Genomic DNA, 17,660 nt, shown 5'->3' on the forward strand with positions numbered 1-17,660 from the left:
TTACCGGAGGATCGCCTTCGTTTGCGTTAGTCCCGGGCGATTAGGTATCATGGAATCAAACAATCCAATCGAATAGAAGGAGTAGACCATCGATGGGCAATGTTCCGAAAATGCTGATTATGGCCGGTGCCGTTCTCATCTTGATTGGCCTGATTTGGATGCTGCTGGGGAGATTCGTTCAACTGGGCAGGCTGCCGGGCGACATCGCGGTTGAACGGGGGAACTTTCGGTTTTATTTCCCCATCGTGACCTGCATCGTGATCAGCGTCGTCTTCTCTTTGATCCTGGCCGTTATCCGCTGGTTCACAAAGTAATCGTGGATCTGCATGTACAAAATGGGCGTCGGCTTAATGACCGGCGCCCGTAAAATATTGATAGAAATGGACATCCCGCCACTCCCCGAACTTCCGTCCGACCTCCTTAAAACATCCGATATACGCAAAGCCGAACTTCTCGTGCAGCTTATGACTTGCATTATTGCCGCCAACTACCGCACTGATGACGGTGTGGAACCCTAGCTCTTCGGCCCGGCGTAAAATGTCCCCGGTTAAAGCGGAGCCGATTCCCTGGCTGCGGAAGCCGACGGCCAAGTAAATGGACGTTCCTACAAACACAATAGAGGTATGAATAAATAACGACTGAGGTGCAGTTAATTTTGAGGATTTGGCCTCTATCATCGAATTAGTAGCAATGATGCAGTTAATTTTGGTGCGAAACCGGAAAATGACGCGAATTTAGAAAAATAAATGCATGATAGCAACTATTCGGCCCTCTTCGAAAAAGATCTCCGATTTAGATGCACGATTGCACTTATTCATACTATGACTCTGCAGAAGCCGGGTATTAAGTTAAAGAAGTCAAAGTTGGTGTATCGCATCTTTCTGTAGCTCATACCTAACGGCACGTTTTCCCGTAGAACCGAAGACAGGCTTTAACAAGCCTTTTGCCAGCATGGATTGTAGAGCTTGTACAGCAGTCCGGTGGTTCACTTGGAAATGAGATTTGATGTCGATCGGGCGAAGGGGACAAGCAAAATGGCATGCTAACCGTAAAATCTCTCTTTCCATCAGAGAAATTGGCTCTGCCGGGATCGAAATCGGTAGATATCGATTCAGCACCATACGTAACAAAGTGACGCACAATTCCGGTCGATTGGCGACATCATCGTAAGCGAAGCAGATCACTTGGAATCCCATCGCGGTCAGAAACGTCTCACGGTTAAGCTCGTTGCAATATTTCTGCCGATCCATGTCCTTGACATGCGGGCCGAAACCTTTGATTTCGATCACCAGCTTCACTGGCCCGGCCAACCAAACAAAATCGCAGAAATAAGATAATCCCCGCCAGTCCACCACCTCGTATTCCGGATGCAAGTGCTTAAAATTCCCTTGTACCTCCCACCAAATCTTGCGGCAAAACAGCTTCTCCGCCTCCCGGTGCCCGCGCTCCAGACGCCCCCTACGCTCTCCCGTCCTAGCCTCAAGATGCTTCTGTATAAATGCGGAGTGCGCTTGTTCGAACGCCATCTCTGAATCCATGATCCCATCCCTCCCGATAAAATAAAAAACGCCCCGGCTCCTCAATAGGATCGGGACGTTCTTCGTCTTAAGTTTCATTATACATCTGTCGGAAATGATTGACAAAAGGGGAGGGCTCGAATAAAGTATGAATGAACAAAAAAATATTCATTCAATCATTTAACCTCGCCAGGAAAGTGAAAAATACCACAAAATAGCTAACGCTTTTCCTGGCAAAACCAACAGTGGAGGTCAAGGACAGTGGAGGACAAGAAAATCCGAATTTATCGGTGCGGGAAGGAGTTGTTCAGCGCCCATGGGTTCAAGGACACGAACGTGGCCGACATCACCCGGAAAGCCGGGGTCAGCGTAGGAACCTTCTATAACTACTATGCATCGAAAGAGAAGCTATTCATGGAGATTTTTATGGAGGAAAACGCGAAGCTCAAGAGAAGCCTGATGAAGTCCGCCGACTTGGACGAAGAGCCTTTGCGGATGATTCAAGGGTTTCTGGCGCGCAATCAGGAGGGCATGAGGTCGCACCCGATCCTGAAGGAGTGGTATAACCGCGACGTGTTTGGTCGAATCGAAAAGCTGTATCGCGAAGAAAACGGCCAGAATGCCGTCGATTTCGTTTACGGCGACTCGCTTGAGCTGGTGAAACGGTGGCAGGCGGAAGGGAAGATACGGGCCGATATCGACAGCGGGATGATTATGGCGATGTTTGCGGGCATCATTCATATTGATACGCACAAGGAAGAGATCGGGCTCGATTATTTTCCGCAACTGCTGGATTATATGACGGAGTTTATCATGGACGGATTAACCCGTCGTCCTCGATAACGCAATGAACGAAAGGGGAGCGGCGATGAACGGCTCAATTTCAACCGAAGCGGTGGACACCGCAGGTTTGGGGATGGGAACCGGGTTGTTCCACAGAGCTTACGGCAAACATGCGCAACAAGCGCTTGAGGCGGTCAGTGCGGAAGCTCAGCGCTTGGAGCGATTGCTAAGCCGTTTCGTTCCCGGAAGCGACATCGCCAAGATCAACGGACTGGCGGGAGGAGGGCAGGCCGAACTTAGTCCGGAAGCGTTCGAGGTACTGATGCTGGCCCGCTGTTTTTCGGATCTTTCCCGCGGAACGTTTGACGTTACCGTCGGTCCGCTGGTTGAGCTGTGGACTGATAGGAATGCCGACGGGGTACCAGATTTTGAAAGGATCAGGGAGGCGGTTGCTCTGGTGAATGATGCGGATCTGCATTTGGAGCCGGCATCCCGGACGGCCGGACTTCGCCGTAAGGGCCAGTCCGTAGATCTGGGCGCGATCGGCAAAGGATACGCCAGCGACAAGCTGCTCGGAGTGTTCCGCCGTTTCGGCGTGGCCTCCGCATTCAGCAATCTCGGCGGGAACGTGGCCGTCCTGGGCGCCAAACCGGATGGTTCGCCGTGGCGCGTCGGCATCCGCCACCCGAGACGGGAACACCGCTTAATCGGCGCGGTTGACGTCGTTGACCAAGCGGTCGTAACGTCGGGGGACGATCAGCGTTATTTTATCGACGCCATGGGAATAAGGCGGCATCATCTTCTCGATCCGGCGACCGGGTATCCTGCGGATCGCGGCTTAATCAGCGTCACCATCGTCGCGGACAGCGCCGCGGCGGCCGACGCTTTGGCGACGACGGCGTTTGTGGCCGGGATCGAGCGGGGGCTGGCGATCCTCCGCGGCTTCCCCGGAGCGGAAGCCGTTTTCGTTGACCGACACCTCCAGGTATACGTTACATCGGGATTAAAGGATCGTTTTCTGGCGCTGGCGGGAACGGCCGTGGTTTTCATTTAAAGGCGAGTTCAAATGAAGTGCAAGCTCAGAAAGGCAGCTTTTCAGGACCGAGGGAGGAGGGGAAAGCATGAACGGAAAGGCCAACCCAAAAAAGCGGAAAGGAAAGATGATCATGTGGATCCTTGCGGTAATCATATTGCTTGCGGGAAGTGCCGGAGGCGCTCTTCTGTTTACGGCCGGAGAGCGGAGGGAAGGGAAAAATCTCCCGATCCGGACCGTGGATTTTCACAATCTGAAAGACGGCATATATATCGGGGAATACGAAGGCGGAAAGTACAAATGGAGAGCCAATCGGGTTCAAGTCAACGTGTCTACGGGGAAAGTGACGGATATCCAGCTGTTGATGCACAAGGAGAACCAATCGCCGGATTTTACCGGCAAATTATACGGCAGGGTGATCGCAACGCAGTCGCTGCAGGTAGACACAATCAGCGGGGCGACGATCACCTCCAAAGCGTATCTCAAATCGGTGGAGAACGCGCTTGGCCAAGCGCAGCCATAGGAAGCTATTGCGGTTCCCAAAGCGGAAGGGAGAGGTCATTTGATGATTTTTTATTTTACTGGAACGGGCAATTCGCTGTACGCGGCGAAAACGATTGCGAGCCGGCAAGGGGAGGAACTGATCTCCATCGCGGCGGCAGCCGCAAGCGGCAGGGACGTTTATGAGTACGACCTACGGGACGACGAGGTCATAGGATTTGTGCACCCGGTGCACGCTTGGGGCCCGCCGCCGATCGTGTTGGAATTCATCCGGAGACTAAAGCTGCGGAATTTTCGCGGAAATTATGTGTTTGTCGTCGCCACTTGCGGCGGAAGCGCGGGAAACGCGATGAAGGTAATGGCCCGCTCCCTGCGAGCGCAAGGATTTCCATTGAACGGCGGTTTTTCCTTAATTATGCCGAACAATTACATCATGATGGGGGACGTGGATTCCGAAGAGGTTCGGCGGGAGAAGCTGGCGGCGGCGGACAAAGTCTTGCAGGACATCAACGCTGCGGTCGCGGGGAGAGCGGAGGAGATGAAGGTCAGCCAAGGCCGGCTGCCCTGGTTGACGACGGGGCTGATTTATCCGATATTCGCGAAGAGCACCGTGAATACGGCGAAATTCCATGTTACGGATCGCTGCACCGGCTGCGGAATTTGCGCCAAGGTATGCAATTGCGGCAATATTCGGATGCGCAGCGAGAAGCCGGAGTGGGGGGAGAACTGCACGCAATGTTCGGCTTGCCTCCATTATTGCCCCACCCAAGCCGTCCAGTATGGAAAGGCCACCGGGAACAAAGGGAGGTACGTCAATCCTAACGTCAGCATCGCCGAAATTGGCAAAGGCAAGGTGCTTTAGCCAATTTGAGAACGGATGAGAATTTAAGCGGCTGCCGATTGCGCGGATATGAACGCGAAGGGGACGAAGACGCCGTTAAGGCGATGCGTCCCCGTATTTTTTCGCATAATGCGAGAGCGCCAGAAGCGGCCAGATATACCGGTAGCTGTGATAGTGGACGTAAAAATATCCCGGCAGCCCGGCTCCGGTCGGATAAACGGCCGTCCAGCCGTCCTCGTGCAGCAGTTCGATCAAGCGGGCGGCGCCCCGCTCCAGCGCGGGCGTGGGCCGGTCGTGCACCGCGGTCAGCGCGTCCAGCGCCCAGGCCGTCTGCGACGGCGTGCTGGCCAGAAGCGGAACATATCGCTCCGCTTGATCGCTGCGGCAGGATTCTCCCCAGCCGCCGTCGTCATTTTGAATGCCGAGCAGCCAGTCGGCGCCTTTGATGATGGCCGGGTGGTCGGCGGGCATGCCTACCGCAATCAATCCCGTCAAGGCCGCCCAGGTGCCGTAGATGTAGCAGATTCCCCAGCGGCCGTACCACGATCCATCCGCCTGCTGATGGCTTAGCAGCCAATCTCCCCCGCGCGCGACCCGGTCGTGACGAACGTCAAGATGGGCGAAGTTCCCCAAATACTCCAGCGTCCGTCCGGTCAGGTCCGCTTCCGAAGGATCGGTCGCTGCGGATTTCGCCCCTTCGATGGCCAGCCAGGTGAGCATGACCTTATCGGTGTTTTTTTCGAAAGCCGGCCAGCCGCCGTCGTTGTTTTGCATCGACCAGACCCAATTCAGCCCGCGGTTCCACGTTTCCAGGAAAACGGGATCGCCGTCGCGCAAAGCATGGATGGCACGCAGAGCGGCAGTGGTGTCGTCGACGTCGGGGACGATCGTATTCGTTTCGGAAAACCCCCAGCCGCCGGGAACGGCATAGGGATTATGGATTCGCCAATCCCCGGGGCGGCGGTGCTGGCGGTCTCGCAGGTAAGCGGCGGCTTGGCGGATGACCGGATGGGCAGGCGGGACCCCCGCTTCCTGAAGGGCATAGGAGAGGAGTGCCGTGTCCCATACGGTGGAAGGGGAGTTTTGGATCGTGGTGTAGCCGCCGGTGCTGCCTGCCCCGTCTCTAACCGTAAACCGCAGGTTGGACAGTCCTTCGACGGCGTTCCGGATAACCGGATGCTGCGGCTCGTAACCGAGGGCAAGCAAGGCGAACACCATCAGCACCGTGCAGCTCGCGTAGGTGTATAACGTCCCGTCGCCTTCGATCCGGTCGAGCAGGTATCGCTCGGCCTGCTTGACGGCGGCTTGGCGGATGCGCTGCGGCGTGCCGACCAGATGGCTGAGCGCCGACTGGATTTGCTCCAGCGGTTCCCGGCTCTCCCGGGACAGTGGAAGGCGTTCTTCATCCGCGTCGCGGTTCAAGTACAGCTCGCCAAGATCGGGCGTACGGGCGGTTCTGGCCCGGTAATTCCGCTCGGCCAGGATCAGCAGCGGCACGAGATGAACCCGCGAATAGCCGGAGAAGTCGTAAAAATTGAGCGGAAACGATTCGGGTAGCAGCAGGATCTCGAGCGGAATGAGCGACAAGGACTTCGGCCATTCCCTTTGCCCGGTGGCCGCCAGGATTGCCTTGGTAAGCAGGCTTTTTGCCTGTCCGATGCCACCTCGTTCCAGAATGTAGCGCTTCGCCCGCTGCAGCGGTTCGTCTTCCGCCCGGCTGTACCCGGAGTACAGCAAGGCGTAATACGCCTCGACCGTAGCGGACAGATGCCCCTCCTCGTCGTCCGGGTACCATCGCCAGCAGCCCTCCGGCTGCTGGGCGGCCAGGATGCGATCGTGCAGTTGCCGGATCAGCTCCTCCCGGCCCGCGTTTAATGTGCGAAAAAGGATAATCGTGCCTGCGTCCAGCGTGATGCCGTTTTCGAAGCAAAACCGCCAACTGCCGTCCGGTTGCTGCCGCCGGATGAGTTCCTCGGTTAAGCGTTGAATTTCGCTCTGGATGCCGGTGATGATTTGGCCCATCCCTGCTCCCTCCTTGTTCTCGTCACCCCATTATATGAGGGCGGCGGGAGGTGCATGATGCGCGGTGCCGGACGATTTCGCCGCATCCGGTTTGGGGGCCAGGCCGCAGCATCACGAAAGGGACTGCGGATTGCGGCGATTTTCCGGTATAGTAGAGGAAAGAACCGAAAAAGAGAGGAACGATGAGATGACGAAAAGACTTTATTTTGACGATGCCTATTTAACCCGTTGGACGACGCGCGTGCGGGACCGGTTGGAACGGGAGGACGGCGCTTACGTCGTGCTGGAGGAAAGCGCCTTTTACCCGCATGGGGGAGGACAGCCGAACGATACGGGGTGGATTGACGGCGTTCCGGTGCTCGATGTCATCAGCGAAAACGAAGCGGTGCTCCACAAGGTGGAACGATTCCCGGAAGCAAGCGAGGTTGTTTGCGAAATCGATTGGGAACGGCGTTTCGACCATATGCAGCAGCATAGCGGACAGCATCTGCTGTCGGCCGTCTGCCGCGAGCTATACGGGGCGATGACTTTAAGCTTCCACCTTGGCGCGGACTATTGCACAATCGACGTGGACCAGCCGGAGCTGTCGGCCGAGCGGCTTGCCGCGATCGAACGCGAAGTCAACCGGCAGATTTACCTGAATCACCGGATTACGAGCTACTTCGTGACGGGGGAGGAAGCGTCCCGGTTGCCGCTCGTGAAGCCGCCGAAGGTGAAGGACCGCGTCCGCATCGTAGAGACGGAAGGCGTGGAGTACAACGGCTGCGGCGGGACGCATGTCTCGGCGACCGGCGCGATCGGCATGATCAAGCTGCTGAAGACCGAGAAGCAAAAAGGAAACGTGCGGATCGTTTTCAAATGCGGGTTTCGCGCGCTCACCGAGTTTCAGGAGCAACAGCGGGCGTTGGGGTTGGTGACCGCCCGGCTGAAGACGGGCCGGGACGGCATCCTGGAGCGCCTGGACAAATGGGAAGACGAGCAGAAGCGGTTGCAGTTGGAATTGGACGCACTCCAAGACGCTTTGGACGAAGCGGCGGTCCGGGAACTGCTCGCCAAGCGGGACGGCGGCCTCATTGCGCAGATCTACGCGGACAAGCCCCTCAAAGATCTGCAAAGCTTGGCGCAGAAACTGACCGGCCAAATCGAAGCCCCGGTGCTGCTGGCAACGCAGTCGGAGCAGAAGATCGTGTTGGCCCATAGCGGCAGTCACCCCGTTTCCTGCGGGGCTTTCTTCAAAGAGCATCTGGCTGCGCATAACGGCAAGGGCGGCGGCAGCGACAAGCTGGCGCAGGCCGGGTTCGGCTCGTGGGAGGATGCGCTGGCTTTTTACGAGTTTGCCAAGCGTAGCTTGTAAGTTGAGGGGGGGGGCGACCTGAACGATAGGAGCACTTGAAAAAAACAACCATTTTTCGGAAGAATTGGAGACGTTGAAAAAGTGATTGAATTCACGAATGTTACCAAGTATTACGCCAAGCAGGGTTCACCAGCGCTGGATCAAGTAAGCCTGCGTATTGACGATAGGGATATCGTGGGCGTGATCGGCCATAACGGAGCGGGAAAAACGACGTTATTCCTGCTAGCGAACGGGCTAACCCGAATCAGCAAAGGCGATATTTTTCTGAATGGTTTTTCAATAAGAGAGCAAGGCGGATGCTGTGCGTTTTTGCGGGTAAAAGCCGAGCCAAGTCGGCCGGAATCGCATGCGTTTTGGAAAGCCGTAGCGCTGCGCCTTCTCCGATTTGGCGCAAAAAGTGGGACGGGTTTTCCGGGGATGCGTCAAAGCAAGTTAGTTGGAAATCCTCCATCTATTTTTGGATGAACGAGCGGGATTCAAACAACTAAGTGGAAAAGTTTCATCTATTTTTGGCGCAATAAGCTCAAAACCAACCATTTCCGCAAAAGGAAATGGAGGTTTTCCACTTAAGTTAGTCAATACGGCCGATTTGCGCGAAATTAACTGGAGGATTTCCACTTAGCGGTGCGAAATGACGCTATGACGCATGACGCCATGACGCATAACGCATAACGCATCGCACAACGCACACCCTACACCCCACACCCCACAACCCACAACACCGCCGGGAAGACGCCTCTGGCCGGCCTACTTGAACTGCGCCGCCTTCGGCTTGGCGTACAGTTTGATGCGCACCCACAGCGTGTTGATCAGCAGCAGAATGCCGGAGATGATGAACAGCCCCTCGATGCCGATGTATCCGGCGAGAAAACCGCCGATCAGCGAGCCCATCATATTGCCGAGGGCCAGCGTGCTGCTGTTGAAGCCAAACGCCCGGCTCTCCATTCCGTCCCGCGTGTAAAAGCGGATCAGCGCGTTCACGCTCGGCAGCAGCCCGCCCATGAACACGCCCATCAGGAAGCGGACGGCGATCAGTTGCCAGACCGTCTGCACGAACGCCTGCGGGATCAGCGTGGCCGCCGCCCCGATCAGACAAAATGTCAAAATGCGGTGCGCCCCCAGCTTATCGCTGACCTTGCCGAGGATCGGCGAGGTGATCATGTTGGAAATGCCGGTGACGGCGCTGACGAACCCGGCCCAGAAGGCTACGTTCGCCGCTTGGCCATGCAGCTTCTCCACGTACAGCGGCAGCAGCGACATCGGGCTCAGCATGGCGAATTGCAGCAGGAACGTCACGGCGAACAGCGCGGTCAACTGCGGCGTTTTGTTCAACTCCAGGAACCCTTGCAGGACCGATGGCTGGGGCGTATGCAACGCTTCCTCGCGGTCAAACTTTTCGCGTACGAACAGCAGCGCCAACAGCGAAGCGATAAACAACAGGCTGCCGGTAATGTAAAAAATCGGCCGAAATCCGATCCACTCCGCCAGCAACCCGCCGATCAGAGGGCCGAGGATGGTGCCGGCGACGTTGCCCGACTGGATCGTGCCCATCGCGAAGCCCATTCGCTCCTTTGGCGCCGTCCCGGAAATCAGCGCCACGGAGGCCGGATTAAAGCCGGAAATCGTGCCGTTGAGCAGCCGGAGCGCCAGTAGGTGCCAGGGCTGGGTAGCGAAGCCCATCAGCGTTATGACGATGGCCATGCCGAAGCCGGAGCGCAGCAGCATGATTTTGCGGCCGTACTTGTCGGCGAGCTTGCCCCAAATCGGCTGAAAAATGAACGATGTGGCGAAATTGGCGGCAAAGATCATCCCGGCCCACAGAGCGATCGCCCGTTCTCCTTGCACATGCAAATCCCGCGCCAGATACAGCGAGAGAAACGGCGTGAGCATCGTCATCCCGGCGTTGACCAGAAACTGTCCGAACCAAAGCACAATGAGATTCACCTTCCAGGTTTTCAATGTGCTTTCACTTCCTTTCGCGGGGTCTCTAGAATACTTCAAACAAAACAAAAGTTATACTAGTATATCACTATTGGAAAAGCCGGGTCTCGGACATTCTTCATGGCATCTTCATCCGATTGTCAAAGGTTCGCCATTCGTTCGGTCGTTGTGACAGTTGTTACTTACTTTTAAGTAGGGCATAATGTAAATTAGAATGTTTATAGTGTAGTTCATAGTTTTGATCAAAAAGGTTTCTATGAGTATTGGAGGCGTGCGGCTTGGTTTACAATGATCGCTTGATCCGGGCCCTGCGGAAGCAGGAGGTGGATCGCCTACCGGTTTGGTACATGCGCCAGGCGGGCAGGTATGATCCCGAATACCGGAAAATCAAAGAAAAGTACAGCTTATTGGAGATATGCCGGCAGCCGGAGCTGGCGGCGGAAATCACCATGATGCCCGTCCGCAAGCTTGGCGTGGATGCGGCTATTTTGTATTCCGACATCATGAATCCGGTTGCTTCGCTTGGCGTGCGATTCGATATCGTCAAGAACATCGGTCCGGTCATCGAACGGCCGATCCGTACGCTGGCCGACATCGAACGGCTGAAGCCGATCGACGTCCACCGGGATCTGTCGCATATTTTGAAAACGATCTCGCTTTTGGACCGGGAACTCGACGTTCCGCTGATCACATTTGCCGGCGCGCCGTTTACGATCGCCAGCTACTTGATCGAGGGGCGGCCGTCCAAGAGCTATATCCGCACTAAAGCGATGATGTACGGCGAACCGGAAGCTTGGTTTAAGCTGATGGACAAACTGGGCGATATGGTCGTCGATTACTTGCGGGCTCACGTCCAGAGCGGCGGCAAAGCATTCCAGTTGTTCGACAGTTGGGCAGGGGCGCTCGCACCCAAGGACTTCGAGAAATATGTACTCCCGACGATCACCCGTATTTTTGCCGAACTTCGGGATTTGGATGTACCGAAGATTTATTTTCCCGGCGTGAGTTCCGGAGAACTGCTGCCGACGTTGACCGGCATCGCTGCCGACGCCGTTGGCCTCGATTGGCGTGTGTCGATCGCGGAAGGCCGGCGCCGGACGGGCGGAAAGTTTGCGATGCAGGGCAATTTGGATCCCTATATTCTGACCGCACCGATGGAAGTCATTAAGCAGCAGGCGAAAATAATCATCGACGACGGCTTAACGGCCCCCGGATTTGTGTTTAACCTGGGACACGGCTTGTTCCCCGAGGCTTCCTTGGGCAAGCTGCGGGAGTTGACGGAATTCGTGCACGAATATTCTGCCGAAGCGATTCTGCATCAACCCGCACCGCGTGCGTAATGCTATATCCCATACAGGAGAGCAACCCAATTATCGACTAGAGGTGAACTGGAATCGTGAAATCGAAAATCGGAGTGTTGGTGATGTCTTACGGCACGCCGCAAAGTCTGGACCAGGTCGAGGCGTATTATACGCATATCCGGCGCGGCCATCCCCCCGCCGCGGAACAGCTCCAAGAGCTGGTCGATCGTTACGAGGCGATCGTAGGCGGGGTATTTCCGCTGCGCGCCAATACCGACAAGCAAGTTGCCGCTTTGCAGGAAACGCTGAACCGCATGAACGCGGACAAAGACACGGAGTTCGTTTGTTATCAGGGACTTAAGCATGCCCATCCGTTTATTGAGGACGGCGTGGCGCAAATGGCGGAGGACGGCATCCGCGAAGCGGTCGGCATCGTGCTTGCGCCGCATTATTCGATCATGAGCATCGGCGGTTACATCAAACGGGCGGAAGCCAAGGCGCAGGAGCTGGGGGTTGCGATGCGATTTGTGGAGAGCTATCATCTGCATCCAAAGCTGATTGAGGCTTTTGCCGCGCGGGTATCCGCCAAGCTGGATCAATTCGAGGAGGCCGGTGCCCTGCGGGACCAGGTTCGGGTGCTGTTCAGCGCCCACAGCCTGCCGGAGAAAATTCTGCAAATGGGCGACCCGTACCGGGACCAGTTGCTGGAGACGTCCCGAGCCGTCGCCGAGAAGGCCGGCGTGACGAACTGGCAGTTCACCTGGCAAAGTGCGGGGCGTACCGCCGACCCGTGGCTGGGGCCGGATATCCTGGACACGCTGAAAGACTTGAGCGAGGAGCAGGTGGAAGACGTGCTGGTCGCTCCGGTCGGCTTCGTGTCGGACCATCTGGAAGTGCTGTACGACTTGGACATCGAAGCCAAAACGATCGCCAAAGAGCTGGATATGCGGCTGGAGCGGATTGAATCGCTGAACACCGAACCTTTGTACATGGAGGCGCTCGGCGACGTCATTATCAAATCTTGGGAAAAGAGATGAGAGGACATGCGTGATTCTTCACGTCAGGTTGTCATAATCGGCGGGGGGCTGACCGGATTGTCCGCGGCCTTTTACGTTCGCAAGTTCTACAAGGAGCGGGGCATCACCCCGCAAATGACACTGCTGGAAAAAAGCAACGCCCTCGGCGGCAAAATCGAAACACTGGAGAAGGACGATTTTGTCATCGAGAAAGGTCCCGATTCCTTCCTGGCCCGCAAAACGGCCATGACCGACCTGGCGAAGGAGCTGGGGTTGGAAGGCGAACTGGTCTCGATGAATCCGGACGCCAAGAAAACGTACATCGTCAGCGGCGGCAAGCTGCATCCGATGCCCGCGGGTCTGGTATTGGGCATTCCGACCGAGCTTGGGCCGTTCCTGCGCAGCGGACTCGTCTCCTGGAGCGGCAAAGCCCGGGCGATGCTGGACCTGGTGATGCCGCCGCGGCCCAGTGAGGAGGACGAGTCGCTGGGGGCGTTCATCGAACGCCGACTCGGCGCCGAGGTGCTGGAAAATGTAACCGAACCGCTGCTCGCCGGCATTTATGCGGGCGACACCTACAAGCTCAGCCTGCAATCGACCTTCCCGCAGTTTGGCGAGGTCGAGCGGGCCTACGGCAGCTTGATCAAGGGCATGATGACCGGCAAAAAGCCGGTGGAGACGCACACGGGCACGAAGCGCAGCGCGTTCCTGACGTTCCGCAAAGGCCTGAAGACGCTGGTAGGCGGGCTGGCTTCGTCCTTGTCCGACGTGGACTGCCGCCTGGAGACCGAGGTGGTCGAACTCCGCCGTACGGGACCGGAGGCGTACGAAGTCGTATTGGCCTCGGGCGAGGCTCTCCCGGCGGATGACGTGATCGTCACTGTGCCAGCGTTCGCCGCCGCCGATCTGCTGCGGCCGCATGTCGATGTGGCCGCGCTGGACGCGATCAACTACGTGTCCGTCGCCAACGTCGTCATGGCGTTTGACCGCAAGGATGTCACCGGCCTGTTCGACGGTTCGGGCTTCCTGGTGCCGCGCAAGGAAGGCCTGAACATCACCGCCTGCACGTGGACCGGCATCAAGTGGCTGCATACGAGCCCGAACGACAAAATGCTGCTGCGCTGCTACGTCGGCCGTTCCGGCGACGAGGAGAAGCCGTTTCTGCCCGAGGAGGAGCTGACGGAGCTCGTCCTTGGAGACTTAAAGCGGCTGATGAACATTACGGCCCGGCCGCTGTTCACGGAGATTACCCGCCTGCCGAAATCGATGCCGCAGTATCCGGTGGGCCATCTGCAGCAGGTTGCCGAGCTGAACGGCCGGCTGGCGTCGTCGCTGCCGGGCGTTTATGCCACCGGTGCGGCCTTTTACGGCGTCGGCCTGCCCGACTGCATCAAGCAGGCGAAGGAGCTGGCCGAGCGGATGACGGAGAAATTGAAGGTCGCCCAGGTTTAAGCGGACGGCCGCTGCAAGACTCAATATAGGACTTCCTGACCCCTTGCCGGCAAAATAGGCGAGGGGTTCTATTTATTTGCGGAGACCTGATATAATAAAATCAAACGGTCAGCTTTTGAACACGAAGGAATCGACATCGAGCCTTCATCGAAACGATAGATCAGCGCACAAAGGAGTTTGTAATGTACCCACCAAGGTCGGAAAAAAACAAAAAGAAGCAGCAGGAGAAAAGGCGGCGGCAACACCGGATTTGGCTCCTGCTTAACTTGACTCTCATCACTTTAATCTTCGTGCTGGGAGCTTACTTTTATATGGAGGAACGCATCGGGCAAGCCGGTCCGAAAGCGGGAACCGAGCAATTGCCGGGCGTTTCGGGCCAACCGGCGCCGGATAAGGACGATTCGCGAGCCGGCGAGACGACGGATGCGCCGCCGGAGAATGGCGATCGCGCACAAACCGGGACGGAGAAGGAGAACGATCAGGATAACGGCGTAACGGGCGACGTTTTTCCGGGAGAAGATAACGATGACCCGGCCGGCGAGGGAGAAATCGGCTTAACCGATCCGCCGTCCGGAACGGATTTCGGCAAGGAGGAGAACGACGATGCGGAGCGGCTGCTGATTCATTTTGCGGGCGACACGATTTTTTCCGGCAAGGTTGAGGAACGGCTGGAAAAAGCGGGATACGAGCTTCCGTACGAATACGTCCGCGGGTTGTTTCAGAATGACGACTTAAGCGTCTTGAATCTGGAGACGCCCGTAACGACAGGCGGAGAGCCGGCGGAAGATAAGACCTTCGTGTTCAAGTCGCCGCCGAAGGCGATCGGACCGATGGCCCAGGCCGGCGTGGACGCGGTCAATTTGGCCAACAATCATATCCTGGACCAGGGCGTGCCCGGACTCCGGGATACGATGAAGGCGCTGCGGAAGCATAACGTGATGTATGTCGGCGCCGGCAAGAACAGCAAAGAAGCTTATGCCCCGGTCTATCTCGAACGCAAAGGGATCAAGATCGCCCTGTTCGGCTTCAGCCGGGTGGTGCCGGAGCCGGGATGGGTCGCGGGAGCGAACAAACCGGGGGTAGCCTCCGCGTACGCGCCGGAACCGGCGTTGAACGCGATTCAGGCGGCCCGCGGCAACGCCGACCTGGTGTTCGTCATGACCCATTGGGGCAAGGAGCGGACGACGAAGCTGGAGGACCATCAGCAGGAGCTGGCGCACGCGTTCATCGATGCCGGAGCTGACCTGGTCATCGGCGGCCATCCGCATGTGATGCAAGGACTGGAACAATACAAAGGCAAGTGGATTGCCTACAGTACGGGCAACTTTATTTTTACCAAGTCGAAGGATCCGAAAACGTGGGAGACCGCGGTGTTTGCCGCTTCATGCACGCGCGGCGGGGATTGCGAACTTAAGCTGATCCCGTATCGCACGGAGCTGGGGCAACCCGTGCCGATGAGCCCCGAAGACGGAAGCCGGTTGCTGAAGGAAATCGAGGGCTTTTCGCCGGGGGTCCGGATTTCGGAGGACGGTGAGGTGAGCGTCTCCAGGACGGGGATGGGCTCAATGCCCGGTATACCGCGACAGACGGATCGCCGCACGTAAGGGAAGTCCGTTTCCGACAGAAGGGAGGCGAGAGAGTGCGTAATCCATGCGTGGCCCATCGCGGCTTTTCCGGGATCGCCCCGGAGAACACGATGGCCGCGGTCCAGCTCGCCCTGCAGCAGGAAGATGTCCGCTGGATCGAAGTTGATGTACAATGTTCAAAGGACGGCGTGCCTTTATTGATTCATGATTTTACGCTGAACCGCACGACAAACGGCCGGGGACCGGTCAAGGACAAGACCTGGGCGGAGCTCCAAACGCTGGACGCCGGCAGTTGGAAGTCCGAGGCTTACCGCGGAGAACGCCTGCCGAGCCTCGATGAGTTTCTGGACGCGATCGCCGGACGGCTGCGTGCCAATCTGGAGATCAAGACCGAAGGCAACATGTACCCGGGCCTGGAGGAGAAGGTCATCTCCGCTGTCAAACGGCGGCATATGGAGCACGAGGTCGTGCTGACTTCGTTTGAACCAAGGGTACTGGCGAAGATCAAGGAGGTCGGCCGCGGCATTCGCACGGGTCTGATCATCGACGGGCGGCCGAAGGATTTGCTGCTGCGGCTCAAGCTGTTGCGTTGCTCGTTCTTATCGATTCATTATCGCTCGTTAACCGCCGAGTTGGCGGAAAAAGCGTTCAAGCATGGGATCGAGGTTATGGCCTGGACGATGGACGATGTCAAGACGCTGCGGAAGGTTGCGGCGCTGCATGCCGATATCCTGCTCTGCACGAACCGGCCGGATGTATGGCGGCAGGCGATCGGAAGCGGGAAATTTACAAACTCGATTGTGAAATCACAATCCCCTGGAGGAGAAAATGACGATGAACAAAATGATCGCTAATGTCTACTGCGTTGGGCGGAATTACCGGGCGCATGCCGAGGAACTCGGCAACGAGGTGCCGACCGAGCCGATGATCTTCCTGAAACCGTCGCATGCGGTGACGGCGATGGACGGACGGGGCCTTGCGCTTCCGGCCGACCGCGGATCGGTGCATTATGAAGCCGAGCTGGTGCTGCGCATCGCCCGCGATTACAAGCCGGGGATGACGGTGGACGATTTGGTGGACGTCATTGCGTTCGGGATCGATTTCACGCTGCGCGATGTGCAGAACATCGTCAGAGACAAGGGCAATCCGTGGACGCCGGCCAAGGGCTTCCTGCAATCGGCGCCGATCACGCCTTATCTCGCGTTCCCCGGTGCGGCGGAAACGGCGAACGAAGATTTCGTGCTGCGGAAGAACGGGGAGGTTGTGCAGCGCGGCAACATCAGCCGGATGATTTTCCCGCTGCAGCAAATCGTCGATTATATCGCCGAGCATTACGGTTTGGGCGAAGGGGACTTGATTTTTACCGGGACGCCTGAAGGCGTAGGCCCGGTTGTTCAAGGGGACAAGCTGGAGTTATCCTATGGCTCCCAGGTGTTGGGCAGTTGCACAGTCGCTTCCGGCCCGGCCGCAAAATGAATATGAATTGGATCGTAGGGGCGCTTTGCGCCCTGATCGTGTCTGGGGCGGCCTATAAGAAGCGATCGTTATCCCTGTCGGGAATGCTGGCGGCGTTCGTGATGGGCACGGTGTATTACGGCGCCGGCAATTTGTTCTGGTTTGGGATCTTGCTGCTGTTTTTCGTCAGTTCGTCGGTTTTCTCGCATTTTCGCGGCGAACGTAAGGCGGAGCTAGAGAAATCGTATGCCAAAAGCGGACGCCGGGACGCCGGCCAGGTGTTGGCGAACGGCGGGCTGGGCATGGTGGCCTGCCTTGGCAATCTGTTCTGGCCCGATCCGGCGTGGGCGTACTTTTTCGTCGGGACGATGGCCGCAGTGACTGCGGACACGTGGGCGACGGAATGGGGCGGCCTCAGCAAACGCGAGCCGCGTTCGATCCTGAACGGCCGCCGGGTTCCCCCGGGAACGTCGGGCGGGGTAACGCTGCTGGGCAGCACGGCGGCGCTGGCCGGTGCGGCGTGCATCGGCGGGGCCGCATGGCTGCTGCGGATGTGGACGGGGGACGACGCTTATTCCGAGGTAGGTCCCGCGTTGCTGGCGCTGGTGAAATGGGGGCTGATCGGCGGAATTTCCGGCTTGGCCGGAGCCTTCGCCGATTCCTGGTTGGGCGCGACCGTTCAGGACATGCAGCGCTGCACCGTGTGCGGCAAAGCGGTTGAGGTGGCGGAGCATTGCGGCCGGAGAACCGAGCATTTGCGCGGTTACCGCTGGATGAATAACGATAGGGTGAATTTACTCAGTTCCCTGGCAGCCGGGTTCCTGGCTTGGGGAATCGGGATGATAGGATAAAGTAGGG

The 17,660-nt window shown here is 57.5% G+C and carries 18 protein-coding genes; 14 read left to right on the forward strand and 4 right to left on the reverse strand.

Going from position 1 to position 17,660, the window contains the following annotated elements:
- Window positions 1-92 precede the first annotated feature (92 nt).
- A complete protein-coding gene (locus ACZF99_RS08190; protein ID WP_483610694.1) occupies window positions 93-314 on the forward strand; it encodes a DUF2905 domain-containing protein in 222 nt (73 codons plus the stop codon).
- 33 nt (window positions 315-347) lie between these two features.
- Here ACZF99_RS08190 and ACZF99_RS08195 read toward each other — a convergent pair whose 3' ends face one another.
- Together ACZF99_RS08195 and ACZF99_RS08200 are read right to left on the reverse strand one after the other, a co-directional pair.
- Window positions 348-614, reverse strand: a complete 267-nt coding sequence (locus ACZF99_RS08195; RefSeq protein WP_483610696.1) for an N-acetyltransferase family protein — start codon at window positions 612-614, stop codon at window positions 348-350.
- Between the two features lie 243 nt (window positions 615-857).
- Window positions 858-1,538 carry a DUF559 domain-containing protein gene (locus ACZF99_RS08200; RefSeq protein ID WP_483610698.1) on the reverse strand — a complete coding sequence of 227 codons (681 nt, stop codon included), beginning with the start codon at window positions 1,536-1,538 and terminating at the stop codon, window positions 858-860.
- A gap of 240 nt (window positions 1,539-1,778) precedes the next feature.
- On the opposite strand from ACZF99_RS08200, the gene ACZF99_RS08205 reads away from it, so the two are divergent.
- The 4 genes from ACZF99_RS08205 to ACZF99_RS08220 all read left to right on the forward strand — a co-directional run bounded on the left by ACZF99_RS08205 (window position 1,779) and on the right by ACZF99_RS08220 (window position 4,696).
- Window positions 1,779-2,360, forward strand: a complete 582-nt coding sequence (locus tag ACZF99_RS08205; RefSeq protein WP_483610700.1) for a TetR/AcrR family transcriptional regulator — start codon at window positions 1,779-1,781, stop codon at window positions 2,358-2,360.
- Between the two features lie 25 nt (window positions 2,361-2,385).
- Window positions 2,386-3,354, forward strand: coding sequence for an FAD:protein FMN transferase (locus tag ACZF99_RS08210; RefSeq protein WP_483610702.1), 969 nt, complete (start codon window positions 2,386-2,388; stop codon window positions 3,352-3,354).
- Window positions 3,355-3,421: 67 nt separating this feature from the next.
- Window positions 3,422-3,856, forward strand: coding sequence for an FMN-binding protein (locus ACZF99_RS08215; protein ID WP_483610704.1), 435 nt, complete (start codon window positions 3,422-3,424; stop codon window positions 3,854-3,856).
- Window positions 3,857-3,898: 42 nt separating this feature from the next.
- Complete coding sequence (locus tag ACZF99_RS08220; protein WP_483610706.1) at window positions 3,899-4,696, forward strand: EFR1 family ferrodoxin; 798 nt, start codon at window positions 3,899-3,901, stop codon at window positions 4,694-4,696.
- Between the two features lie 75 nt (window positions 4,697-4,771).
- On the opposite strand, the gene shc is transcribed toward ACZF99_RS08220, so the two are convergent.
- The gene (shc, locus tag ACZF99_RS08225; RefSeq protein ID WP_483610708.1) at window positions 4,772-6,697 is read right to left on the reverse strand and encodes a squalene--hopene cyclase; all 1,926 of its coding nucleotides are present in this window, start codon (window positions 6,695-6,697) and stop codon (window positions 4,772-4,774) included.
- Between the two features lie 187 nt (window positions 6,698-6,884).
- On the opposite strand from shc, the gene ACZF99_RS08230 reads away from it, so the two are divergent.
- Together ACZF99_RS08230 and ACZF99_RS08235 are read left to right on the forward strand one after the other, a co-directional pair.
- On the forward strand, window positions 6,885-8,051 hold the full coding sequence (locus ACZF99_RS08230) for an alanyl-tRNA editing protein (protein WP_483610710.1): 1,167 nt from the start codon (window positions 6,885-6,887) through the stop codon (window positions 8,049-8,051).
- An 81-nt stretch (window positions 8,052-8,132) separates the two neighbouring features.
- Entirely contained in the window at window positions 8,133-8,516 is a 384-nt protein-coding gene (locus tag ACZF99_RS08235; RefSeq protein ID WP_483610712.1) for an ATP-binding cassette domain-containing protein, read from the forward strand.
- A 282-nt stretch (window positions 8,517-8,798) separates the two neighbouring features.
- Here the strand turns inward: ACZF99_RS08235 and ACZF99_RS08240 are convergent, their stop codons facing one another.
- On the reverse strand, window positions 8,799-10,010 hold the full coding sequence (locus ACZF99_RS08240; protein ID WP_483610714.1) for an MFS transporter: 1,212 nt from the start codon (window positions 10,008-10,010) through the stop codon (window positions 8,799-8,801).
- 260 nt (window positions 10,011-10,270) lie between these two features.
- Here ACZF99_RS08240 and hemE point away from each other — a divergent pair, with 260 nt between their 5' ends.
- The 7 genes from hemE (at window position 10,271) to ACZF99_RS08275 (ending at window position 17,653) form a co-directional block, all read left to right on the forward strand.
- Window positions 10,271-11,332: a uroporphyrinogen decarboxylase gene (hemE, locus tag ACZF99_RS08245; protein WP_483610716.1), complete on the forward strand. Its 1,062-nt coding sequence runs from the start codon at window positions 10,271-10,273 to the stop codon at window positions 11,330-11,332.
- A 56-nt stretch (window positions 11,333-11,388) separates the two neighbouring features.
- Complete coding sequence (gene hemH / locus ACZF99_RS08250) at window positions 11,389-12,330, forward strand: ferrochelatase (protein ID WP_483610718.1); 942 nt, start codon at window positions 11,389-11,391, stop codon at window positions 12,328-12,330.
- A gap of 6 nt (window positions 12,331-12,336) precedes the next feature.
- Complete coding sequence (gene hemG, locus ACZF99_RS08255) at window positions 12,337-13,761, forward strand: protoporphyrinogen oxidase (protein WP_483610720.1); 1,425 nt, start codon at window positions 12,337-12,339, stop codon at window positions 13,759-13,761.
- 182 nt (window positions 13,762-13,943) lie between these two features.
- A complete protein-coding gene (locus ACZF99_RS08260; RefSeq protein WP_483610722.1) occupies window positions 13,944-15,365 on the forward strand; it encodes a CapA family protein in 1,422 nt (473 codons plus the stop codon).
- 35 nt (window positions 15,366-15,400) lie between these two features.
- On the forward strand, window positions 15,401-16,201 hold the full coding sequence (locus ACZF99_RS08265) for a glycerophosphodiester phosphodiesterase (RefSeq protein ID WP_483610724.1): 801 nt from the start codon (window positions 15,401-15,403) through the stop codon (window positions 16,199-16,201).
- A complete protein-coding gene (locus tag ACZF99_RS08270; RefSeq protein ID WP_483610726.1) occupies window positions 16,182-16,823 on the forward strand; it encodes a fumarylacetoacetate hydrolase family protein in 642 nt (213 codons plus the stop codon). The genes ACZF99_RS08265 and ACZF99_RS08270 overlap by 20 nt, the downstream gene beginning before the upstream one ends.
- 2 nt (window positions 16,824-16,825) lie before the next feature.
- Complete coding sequence (locus tag ACZF99_RS08275) at window positions 16,826-17,653, forward strand: DUF92 domain-containing protein (protein ID WP_483612607.1); 828 nt, start codon at window positions 16,826-16,828, stop codon at window positions 17,651-17,653.
- The last annotated feature ends 7 nt before the right edge of the window (window positions 17,654-17,660 follow it).

This window comes from Paenibacillus sp. JL3B1040, from assembly GCF_057063165.1.

What these genes read in the sequence shown, in the direction of transcription:
- ACZF99_RS08190 (WP_483610694.1), top strand. Translation starts at nt 93, where the DNA reads ATGGGCAATGTTCCGAAAATGCTGATTATGGCCGGTGCCGTTCTCATC.
- ACZF99_RS08200 (WP_483610698.1), bottom strand. Translation starts at nt 1,538, where the DNA reads ATGGATTCAGAGATGGCGTTCGAACAAGCGCACTCCGCATTTATACAG.
- ACZF99_RS08210 (WP_483610702.1), top strand. Translation starts at nt 2,386, where the DNA reads ATGAACGGCTCAATTTCAACCGAAGCGGTGGACACCGCAGGTTTGGGG.
- ACZF99_RS08215 (WP_483610704.1), top strand. Translation starts at nt 3,422, where the DNA reads ATGAACGGAAAGGCCAACCCAAAAAAGCGGAAAGGAAAGATGATCATG.
- ACZF99_RS08220 (WP_483610706.1), top strand. Translation starts at nt 3,899, where the DNA reads ATGATTTTTTATTTTACTGGAACGGGCAATTCGCTGTACGCGGCGAAA.
- shc (WP_483610708.1), bottom strand. Translation starts at nt 6,697, where the DNA reads ATGGGCCAAATCATCACCGGCATCCAGAGCGAAATTCAACGCTTAACC.
- ACZF99_RS08230 (WP_483610710.1), top strand. Translation starts at nt 6,885, where the DNA reads ATGACGAAAAGACTTTATTTTGACGATGCCTATTTAACCCGTTGGACG.
- hemG (WP_483610720.1), top strand. Translation starts at nt 12,337, where the DNA reads ATGCGTGATTCTTCACGTCAGGTTGTCATAATCGGCGGGGGGCTGACC.
- ACZF99_RS08260 (WP_483610722.1), top strand. Translation starts at nt 13,944, where the DNA reads ATGTACCCACCAAGGTCGGAAAAAAACAAAAAGAAGCAGCAGGAGAAA.
- ACZF99_RS08270 (WP_483610726.1), top strand. Translation starts at nt 16,182, where the DNA reads ATGAACAAAATGATCGCTAATGTCTACTGCGTTGGGCGGAATTACCGG.
- ACZF99_RS08275 (WP_483612607.1), top strand. Translation starts at nt 16,826, where the DNA reads ATGAATTGGATCGTAGGGGCGCTTTGCGCCCTGATCGTGTCTGGGGCG.